An 8,022-nucleotide genomic window follows, 5' to 3' on the forward strand; every position below is an offset into this window, starting at 1 on the left:
TGCGGAAGGGATAAGTGCTGAAAGCATCTAAGCATGAAGCCCCCCTCGAGATGAGATTTCCCATAGCGTCAAGCTAGTAAGACCCCTGAAAGATGATCAGGTTGATAGGTTTGAGGTGGAAGCGTGGTGACACGTGGAGCTGACAAATACTAATCGGTCGAGGACTTAACCAAAAACGAAAGGCGAAGGCGACTGTTCAGCTTTGAGAGACGTTGGAAAGCCAGCACTGCAAATCCTGCTTTTGGATTTGTAGAGATGGATTGAAACGGCCGAAAAGCTAGGAGCCGTAGCTGGACAAAATGATTAATGATTACTCTATCTTCTTCTTCTGCATTATCTAGTTTTGAGGGAACAAAACCTCAGGTAAAAAAATAGTCTGGTGACGATAGCGAGAAGGTCACACCCGTTCCCATCCCGAACACGGCAGTTAAGCTTCTCAGCGCCGATGGTAGTTAGGGGCTGTCCCCTTGTGAGAGTAGGACGCCGCCAGGCAAAGTAAAAGAGTACCCAACGGGTACTCTTTTTTGTAGACAAAAGGGCCCTCAACGGGGGCCAATTAAGTATAAATCTCTGGATGAGTTACCTTTCTTAACTGTTTTAAAAAGTATTTATATTTAGGATTACTCGTGTCTGTTGAAATTAAGTCCACTTCACAGTCTGTGCATATAAAAGAAGTGTATAGATGTATTCCCTTTTGTTTTGCTTGCTCGCAAATGACACACTCTTCCTCCATATGCTTCTTTGCCATAAGCATACCCAATCGCTCCACCTCCATACACCAAGTCTATCCCGATTTGTATTATTGTATACAATTTTAGGAAAATTCAACCTTTAAATCCCATCTAATTATTATTGTATGATTTAAACTTAATTTGGTTGTATGTCTATAATGGAATTCTTTTGAGAAAGTATCACTTTAACTGGGTATTTGGTAAAATAGATGAGACTCTAACAATAATATTTGGTGATTAAAAAATGGATCAGAAAAGAATGCCTTTATTTAAACAATTAATAAATCATGCAGAGCAAAGCCCTTTATCGCTTCATGTTCCAGGGCATAAGTATGGGGAAATTCTTATAGATGAAGCCAAAGGCTACTATAATGAATTACTTAAACTAGATGCAACAGAGCTCACCGGGTTGGATGATCTCCATTCACCTGATGGGGTTATAAAAGAGGCAGAAGAGCTGCTTGCTCAATTATATGAGGTGAAAAGGAGCTTTTTCTTAGTAAATGGATCGACGGTTGGAAATTTAGCAATGATAATGGCTGCGCTTAAGGAAAATGATACGGTCCTTGTGCAGAGGAATTGTCATAAATCAATTTTGAATGGAATTAATCTTGCTAAGGCTGAACCTGTCTTCTTAGGTCCAATTTTTGATGAGGATTGGGGAATTGCGAGGGCGGTAACTTTAAGTACTATTAAACAGGCAATAGAAAAGTATCCCCATGCAAAAGCCGTAGTACTTACATATCCCAATTATTATGGGATGGCGGATGAAATAGAGGGGATCATTGAATTAGCCCATCTTAATAATATTCCTGTTTTAATTGATGAGGCACATGGGGCTCATTTTGTAGGTGGAGCACTTTTTCCAAAGTCAGCTGTGCAATTGAAAGCAGATATTGTTGTTCAATCTGCCCATAAAACACTTCCTGCTATGACGATGGGGGCGTATCTACACTTTAACAGTGAGCTGCTGTCAGAGAATGTTGTGAGCCAATATCTCCATATTTTGCAGTCGAGCAGTCCTTCTTATCCAATCATGGCTTCACTTGATATGGCTAGATACTATTTAGCTACGTTTACTAATGAAGATGCTGATTACTTAGGGAAGAAGATAAATGAACTTAGAAGTGAACTTCAGAAACTAAATGGAATTAAAGTATTATCTTATAAAAAGGGAATGGGCGACCCTTTAAAAATAACGATTCAATCAACTACTTCGTTAAGCGGTTATGAAATCCAAAGATTACTTGAGGGTGAAGGGATCTACACGGAGATGGCTGATCCCTATAATATAGTCCTTGTATTTCCATTGTTGAAGGCTAGTATGCCCTATTCAATTAAGGAAGTTATTAGCCGTTTCGAAGCTGCATTGAACCCGATTATCATGTCAGAAAAGGAAAAGGCGAAAATCGTGTTTAAAAAGCCTGCTATCACGAAATTAGCCTTAAACTCAGAAGAAATGGCAGCTTCTCAAATAGGGGTTGTTCCATTGGAGAAAGCGGTCGGCGGAATTTGCGCCCAGCTTATCATTCCATATCCACCTGGAATACCTTTGTTATTTCCTGGGGAAATAATAAGCAGGGAGGATATAGATAATATCAATCTGCTTATAGAATCTGGAGCTAGATTTCAAGGGGATAGCACATTTAAACATGGCGAAATAAACATATATTTGACCTGACTGAATATATTATTACTGGATCAGCATGGAGGCTAACAAATGGAAAAAGGAATATTTATTACAGTAGAAGGTCCTGAGGGTGCAGGAAAAACAACAGTTATTGGTATGCTTTCACAAAGGTTAATAGAAGAAGGCTATCAAGTCCTGCAAACTAGAGAACCCGGAGGAATAGAGATTGCAGAACAGATACGAAATGTAATCCTTGATAAAAGAAACACAAGCATGGATGCTAGAACAGAGGCTCTTTTGTATGCAGCTGCAAGAAGACAGCATTTAGTTGAGAAGGTTCTTCCAGCTCTTGAAAAAGGGTATATTGTTTTATGTGATCGTTTTATAGATAGTTCTTTAGCTTATCAGGGCTATGCACGTGGTTTAGGGATGGACGAAGTGTTTTCCATTAATCGCTTCGCAATTGAAGAAATGATGCCAAAGCTTACATTGTATTTTGATATTGAACCAGAGTTAGGTTTAGAAAGAATTAATAAGCATCAGGATAGAGAAGTGAACCGACTGGATTTGGAAAATCTTGAATTTCATAGAAATGTCCGTGAAGGCTATACTAAATTAATCAATGATTATCCAGAACGTATGTATAAAATAAATGCTTCCCAGCCGATTGAGTCGGTTTACATGGAAGCAAAGAGAAAACTAATGGAGATCATTCAGCAAGAAGAACTAAAGAAGCCTTAAAGAGATGTTGTCTTTAAGGCTTTTTTGCACCCTGATTTATAAATATTCCATTTTTCAACAATGAATTTAATATGTCTGTCCCCTAATTAATTGTTATAATGGAGATAGAAAGATTACGGAAAAATGAAAGGGGCTGAAAATATGAAACTTATATTAGCGGTTATTCAAGATCAGGACAGCAGTAAATTATTAAAGGCATTAGTGGACCATAACTTTCGTGCGACTAAGTTAGCAAGTACTGGGGGATTTCTGAAATCAGGAAATACAACCTTCATGATTGGTACAGAGGATATTCGTGTGGATAAGGCATTACAAATAATAAAAGAAAACTGTCAGTCAAGAGACCAGCTAGTTGCCCCAATTTCCCCAATGGGAGGAAATGCTGATTCATATGTACCGTATCCGGTAGAGGTGGAGGTCGGTGGTGCTACTGTATTTGTACTGCCAATCGAAAGTTTCCATCAATTTTAGATAATAAACCTCTATAGCGATAAAGTCAGAGAGATTTAAGGTCTTTTAATAAATATATTTATGTAAGCGGTGATGATTTTGGCTAAGACGTGGGAACAGCTTCAGGAGACGCAGCCGATTGTTTTGAAAATGTTTAAAAATACGATATTAAAAAAGCGGCTTGCCCACGCTTACTTGTTTGAAGGGATGAAGGGAGCTGGAAAACGGGAGGCAAGCACTATTTTGGCTAAAAGTGTATTTTGCCAATCTCCAGTAGATGGCTACATCCCTTGTGAAGACTGCTTAAACTGCAAAAGAATTAACAGCGGAAATCATCCCGATATACATGTTGTTGAACCAGATGGGCTGTCCATAAAGAAAAATCAGATTCACTCTTTACAAGAGGAGTTTTCTAAAACAGGTGTTGAATCGAATAAAAAGTTGTATATGATTGTTCATGCAGATCGAATGACGGTCAATGCGGCTAACAGTCTATTGAAATTTCTCGAAGAGCCACATCCTCAAACCATTGCCATTTTGATGACAGAACAGTCACAACGAATTCTTCCTACCATCCTATCACGCTGCCAAATGATTTCATTTAAGGCTCTTTCGCCTGATCAAATGATTGAAATACTGACATCTAATGGGGTAGAACCGCATATGGCACCAATACTAGCCCAGCTTACCAATAATTTAGATGAAGCGCTCGAATATAGTCGAAATGATTGGTTTGTACAAGCACAAAAAATAGTGTTAAAATTATATGGAGTGCTTAAAAAAAATCCACTTGAAGCAATGGTAACACTTCAGGAGGAGTGGTTTTTTCACTTTAAAGAGAAAGAGCAAGTGGATCATGGTTTAGACCTATTATTACTTATTTTTAAGGATTTATTATATATTAAGCTAGGCAAACAGGATCAGATTGTCTATCTAAACGAAAAAATACGTTTAGAGCAATTTGCGTTGCATTCCTCTAGCAAGCAGCTATCAGAACAAATGACAGTGATCTTGGAAGCAAAGAGGAAATTGCAGGCAAATATGAATCCGCAGCTGTTAATGGAACAGCTTGTATTGAAATTGCAGGAGGGGTCTTCATTTGTATGATGTAGTAGGTGTGCGCTTTAAAAAAGCGGGCAAAATATATTATTTTGATCCCGGCGGATTAACAATTGCAAAGGATGACTTTGTTATTGTTGAAACGGTTCGAGGAGTTGAATACGGCAAGGTAGTCGTAGCTCCAAAAAAGGTTGATGAGCATGATGTTGTGCTTCCCTTGAAAAAGGTTCTCCGAATTGCGGATCAAAAGGATCGAATGATTGTTGAAGAAAACAAGCAAGCTGCAACTGAAGCCTATGAAGTTTGCTGTGAAAAGGTAAATACTCATCAATTAGATATGAAACTAGTTGATGTTGAATATACATTTGACCGAAACAAAGTGATTTTCTTCTTTACTGCTGATGGAAGAGTTGATTTTCGTGAGCTGGTAAAGGATCTAGCGGCAATTTTTCGGACAAGGATTGAATTGCGACAGATCGGGGTAAGAGATGAGGCGAAAATGCTGGGTGGAATTGGCCCTTGTGGAAGGATGCTCTGCTGTTCAACATTTTTAGGTGATTTTGACCCCGTGTCGATTAAGATGGCAAAGGATCAAAATCTTTCATTAAACCCAACAAAAATATCTGGTCTTTGCGGCAGGCTTATGTGCTGCTTAAAGTATGAGAATGATGAATATGAGGCTGCAAAAGAGCAGTTGCCGGACGTAGGGGAATGGATCGAAACGCCTGAAGGTCCTGGTAAAGTAGTAGGTTTGAATATTTTAGAACGGGTACTTCAAGTGAATGTGACCTCTGAGGATCGAATTCTTGAATATACGCTTGATGAAATAATAAAACAGGGTGCTGTATCAGTTCAATCCACAGATTAATGAGGTGGAATACGTGGATAAAAAGGAAATCTTTGACTCAGTAAGTAGTATGGAAGCCCAAATTGGACATTTATATCAGCAGCTTGGTGAGTTAAAGCAGCATTTGGCAGAAATACTTGAAGAGAATAATTCATTAAAGCTGGAAAATAACCATTTGAGACAGCATTTAGAGCTACAGACTAAAGAGGTAGAAAAGCCAAGTAAAAAGAATCCATCAGCGAATGTAAAAGCAAAATCATCTGCTGAAAAGTTACTTGATATTGGAGAAGGTTATGATAACCTAGCTCGACTGTATCAAGAAGGCTTTCATATATGTAATCTGCATTTTGGGAGCCCGCGGAAAGAGGGAGACTGCTTATTCTGCTTATCTTTCCTTAATAAGAAATAATAATGATGGCCTTCCTATCAAAGGAAGGCTATTTTTCTCGTACCTACATCTATATATTTGGAGGAAAATGAATGGACTTTTTAAAGGAAGATGAACGATTAGACTATTTGCTTGCCGAGGATTTACGAATTATTCAAAGCCCTTCTGTTTTCTCATTTTCACTTGATGCTGTATTATTAGCAAGATTTGTTTATGTGCCCATACAAAAAGGGAACTTAATTGATCTGTGTAGTGGAAATGGTGTGATCCCCTTATTCTTAAGTGCAAGAACAAAGGGGATGATAACAGGTGTTGAAATTCAGGAAAGACTCTTTGATATGGCTACAAGAAGCATTGAATACAATCACCTTCAGGAACGTTTACACATGATCCATGGGGATATTAAAGATATGCCTAAACGTTTAGGCTATGGTAAATTTGATGTTGTTACATGTAACCCCCCTTATTTTCCAACTCCTTCATCTGATGAAATGAATGAGAATGAACATTTGGCGATTGCCCGTCATGAAATCCTCTGTACATTGGAGGATGCAATTCAAGCTTCTAGTCACTTAGTGAAGCAGGGCGGGAAGGTGGCCTTTGTTCATCGTCCAGGAAGACTTCTTGATATTGTGACGTTAATGCGGAAGTATAAGCTTGAACCGAAGAAGATCCAATTTGTTTATCCTAAGCAAGGGAAGGAAGCAAATACGTTGCTTATTGAAGCGACAAAGGATGGGAATCCCGATTTAAAAATATTGCCGCCGCTGATTGTATATAATGAAGGAAATGAATATACGCCTGAGATAAAGGAAATCTTGTATGGAACCTAATCATTATTTTTATGTGCTCCACTGTAAAGATGGCAGTATGTATGCAGGTTATACTAATAATTTAGCTAGGCGAATAAAGCTTCATAATGAAGGCAAGGGGGCTAAATATACAAGGGGAAGAGGCCCGGTAGAGCTAATCTTTTCAAAGGCTTATGATAATAAAGGGGATGCATTACGGGCAGAATACGAATTTAAGCAATGGACTCGGAAAAGGAAAGAAGACTTTTTAGTAAAGGAAACAGGTGGTTCGTATGTGGCAGCAAAAAAGCTTTAATAATGAAGAACATAAGGGGATTTTGTACTTAGTTCCTACACCGATTGGCAATCTTGAGGATATGAGCTTTCGAGCAATAAGAATAATGAAGGAAGCAGATGTCATTGCAGCAGAGGATACGAGAAATACAAAAAAACTGTGTAATTACTTTGAGATTGAAACACCGATTATAAGCTACCATGAGCATAATAAATTAATTAGTGGGCAAAAGCTTCTTGAAAAATTGACTGCGGGAGCAAAAATTGCCCTTGTAAGTGATGCTGGGATGCCGACGATCTCTGATCCTGGCTATGAGCTGGTTGCAGCGGCAACGGCTGAACAATTAACGGTTGTGCCTCTCCCAGGTGCAAATGCTGCCTTGACTGCACTAATTGCATCTGGGCTAAATCCACAGCCTTTTTACTTTTATGGATTTCTAAATCGGCAGAAAAAGTCGAAAAAAAAGGAACTAGAAGAACTCGCGAAGATTTCTGCTACCACTATACTATATGAGGCACCACACCGTCTGAAAGAAACACTGACGCTTATTGATGAGCAGATGGGTGATAGGAAGATTGTTCTTTGCCGTGAATTAACAAAGAGATATGAAGAGTTTATTAGAGGAACGGTAAAGGAAGTATTGGAGTGGGCAACAAATGAAGAAGTTAGAGGAGAATTTTGTTTGATTATAGAAGGTTCCTCAGAGGAGCCACAGGAAGAAATAGCATGGTGGGAGGAAATGTCTGTTGAAGCACATGTGGATCAGTATATGACAGTGCATGGAATGACTAGCAAGGATGCCATTAAGCAAGCTGCAAGTGACCGTGGTTTAAGTAAGAGGGAAGTATATCACGCCTTTCATATTAAGGAATAAAGAAAAGGAGGCTGGGACATAACTAGCTTCAAATATAGAAAAAGGTGAATTTGAGCGCACTCAAATTCACCTTTTTCTATATTTTCGTTTAAACTCTTCTATTACCTTAGTTGTTTGCAGTGAACTTTCTTAAATTCACTGCCATTAATGCGAGCCCCATTTCGTTCTCTACCTTCGATTTTCCTCGTACAGAAAATCGAGTGAAACGCAAATTAG

General features: G+C 38.7%; 10 protein-coding genes and 2 rRNA genes. 11 read left to right on the forward strand and 1 reads right to left on the reverse strand.

What is annotated here, in order from left to right; genetic code table 11:
- Window positions 1–173: ribosomal RNA gene (locus ACFYKT_RS22185) — 23S ribosomal RNA — on the forward strand; the annotation flags it as partial.
- A 202-nt stretch (window positions 174–375) separates the two neighbouring features.
- A 5S ribosomal RNA gene (gene rrf / locus ACFYKT_RS22190) occupies window positions 376–492 on the forward strand.
- Between the two features lie 64 nt (window positions 493–556).
- On the opposite strand, the gene ACFYKT_RS22195 is transcribed toward rrf, so the two are convergent.
- The gene (locus ACFYKT_RS22195) at window positions 557–760 is read right to left on the reverse strand and encodes a sigma factor G inhibitor Gin (protein ID WP_389224348.1); all 204 of its coding nucleotides are present in this window, start codon (window positions 758–760) and stop codon (window positions 557–559) included.
- A gap of 215 nt (window positions 761–975) precedes the next feature.
- Here ACFYKT_RS22195 and ACFYKT_RS22200 point away from each other — a divergent pair, with 215 nt between their 5' ends.
- The 9 genes from ACFYKT_RS22200 (at window position 976) to rsmI (ending at window position 7,806) form a co-directional block, all read left to right on the forward strand.
- On the forward strand, window positions 976–2,412 hold the full coding sequence (locus tag ACFYKT_RS22200; protein ID WP_389224351.1) for an aminotransferase class I/II-fold pyridoxal phosphate-dependent enzyme: 1,437 nt from the start codon (window positions 976–978) through the stop codon (window positions 2,410–2,412).
- A gap of 39 nt (window positions 2,413–2,451) precedes the next feature.
- Window positions 2,452–3,102 carry a dTMP kinase gene (gene tmk / locus ACFYKT_RS22205; protein ID WP_389224354.1) on the forward strand — a complete coding sequence of 217 codons (651 nt, stop codon included), beginning with the start codon at window positions 2,452–2,454 and terminating at the stop codon, window positions 3,100–3,102.
- 141 nt (window positions 3,103–3,243) lie between these two features.
- Window positions 3,244–3,573 carry a cyclic-di-AMP receptor gene (locus ACFYKT_RS22210; RefSeq protein ID WP_389224357.1) on the forward strand — a complete coding sequence of 110 codons (330 nt, stop codon included), beginning with the start codon at window positions 3,244–3,246 and terminating at the stop codon, window positions 3,571–3,573.
- A gap of 78 nt (window positions 3,574–3,651) precedes the next feature.
- A complete protein-coding gene (gene holB / locus ACFYKT_RS22215) occupies window positions 3,652–4,659 on the forward strand; it encodes a DNA polymerase III subunit delta' (protein WP_389224360.1) in 1,008 nt (335 codons plus the stop codon).
- Window positions 4,652–5,479 carry a PSP1 domain-containing protein gene (locus ACFYKT_RS22220; protein ID WP_389224363.1) on the forward strand — a complete coding sequence of 276 codons (828 nt, stop codon included), beginning with the start codon at window positions 4,652–4,654 and terminating at the stop codon, window positions 5,477–5,479. Before holB ends, ACFYKT_RS22220 begins: the two co-directional genes overlap by 8 nt.
- A 13-nt stretch (window positions 5,480–5,492) precedes the next feature.
- A complete protein-coding gene (gene yabA, locus ACFYKT_RS22225; RefSeq protein WP_389224366.1) occupies window positions 5,493–5,867 on the forward strand; it encodes a DNA replication initiation control protein YabA in 375 nt (124 codons plus the stop codon).
- Window positions 5,868–5,938: 71 nt separating this feature from the next.
- A complete protein-coding gene (locus ACFYKT_RS22230) occupies window positions 5,939–6,679 on the forward strand; it encodes a tRNA1(Val) (adenine(37)-N6)-methyltransferase (RefSeq protein ID WP_389224369.1) in 741 nt (246 codons plus the stop codon).
- Window positions 6,669–6,953 (forward strand): GIY-YIG nuclease family protein, encoded by a 285-nt coding sequence (locus tag ACFYKT_RS22235; RefSeq protein ID WP_389224372.1) that lies wholly within the window; start codon window positions 6,669–6,671, stop codon window positions 6,951–6,953. The genes ACFYKT_RS22230 and ACFYKT_RS22235 overlap by 11 nt, the downstream gene beginning before the upstream one ends.
- Complete coding sequence (rsmI, locus tag ACFYKT_RS22240; RefSeq protein ID WP_389224375.1) at window positions 6,931–7,806, forward strand: 16S rRNA (cytidine(1402)-2'-O)-methyltransferase; 876 nt, start codon at window positions 6,931–6,933, stop codon at window positions 7,804–7,806. Before ACFYKT_RS22235 ends, rsmI begins: the two co-directional genes overlap by 23 nt.
- Window positions 7,807–8,022: the final 216 nt, after the last annotated feature.

The organism is Cytobacillus mangrovibacter, from assembly GCF_042865275.1.
Lineage (GTDB): Bacteria > Bacillota > Bacilli > Bacillales > Cytobacillaceae > Cytobacillus > Cytobacillus mangrovibacter.

Excerpts from the sequence above, each read along its gene's own strand:
- ACFYKT_RS22200 (WP_389224351.1), top strand. The coding sequence starts at position 976 with ATGGATCAGAAAAGAATGCCTTTATTTAAACAATTAATAAATCATGCA.
- tmk (WP_389224354.1), top strand. The coding sequence starts at position 2,452 with ATGGAAAAAGGAATATTTATTACAGTAGAAGGTCCTGAGGGTGCAGGA.
- ACFYKT_RS22210 (WP_389224357.1), top strand. The coding sequence starts at position 3,244 with ATGAAACTTATATTAGCGGTTATTCAAGATCAGGACAGCAGTAAATTA.
- ACFYKT_RS22230 (WP_389224369.1), top strand. The coding sequence starts at position 5,939 with ATGGACTTTTTAAAGGAAGATGAACGATTAGACTATTTGCTTGCCGAG.
- ACFYKT_RS22235 (WP_389224372.1), top strand. The coding sequence starts at position 6,669 with ATGGAACCTAATCATTATTTTTATGTGCTCCACTGTAAAGATGGCAGT.
- rsmI (WP_389224375.1), top strand. The coding sequence starts at position 6,931 with ATGTGGCAGCAAAAAAGCTTTAATAATGAAGAACATAAGGGGATTTTG.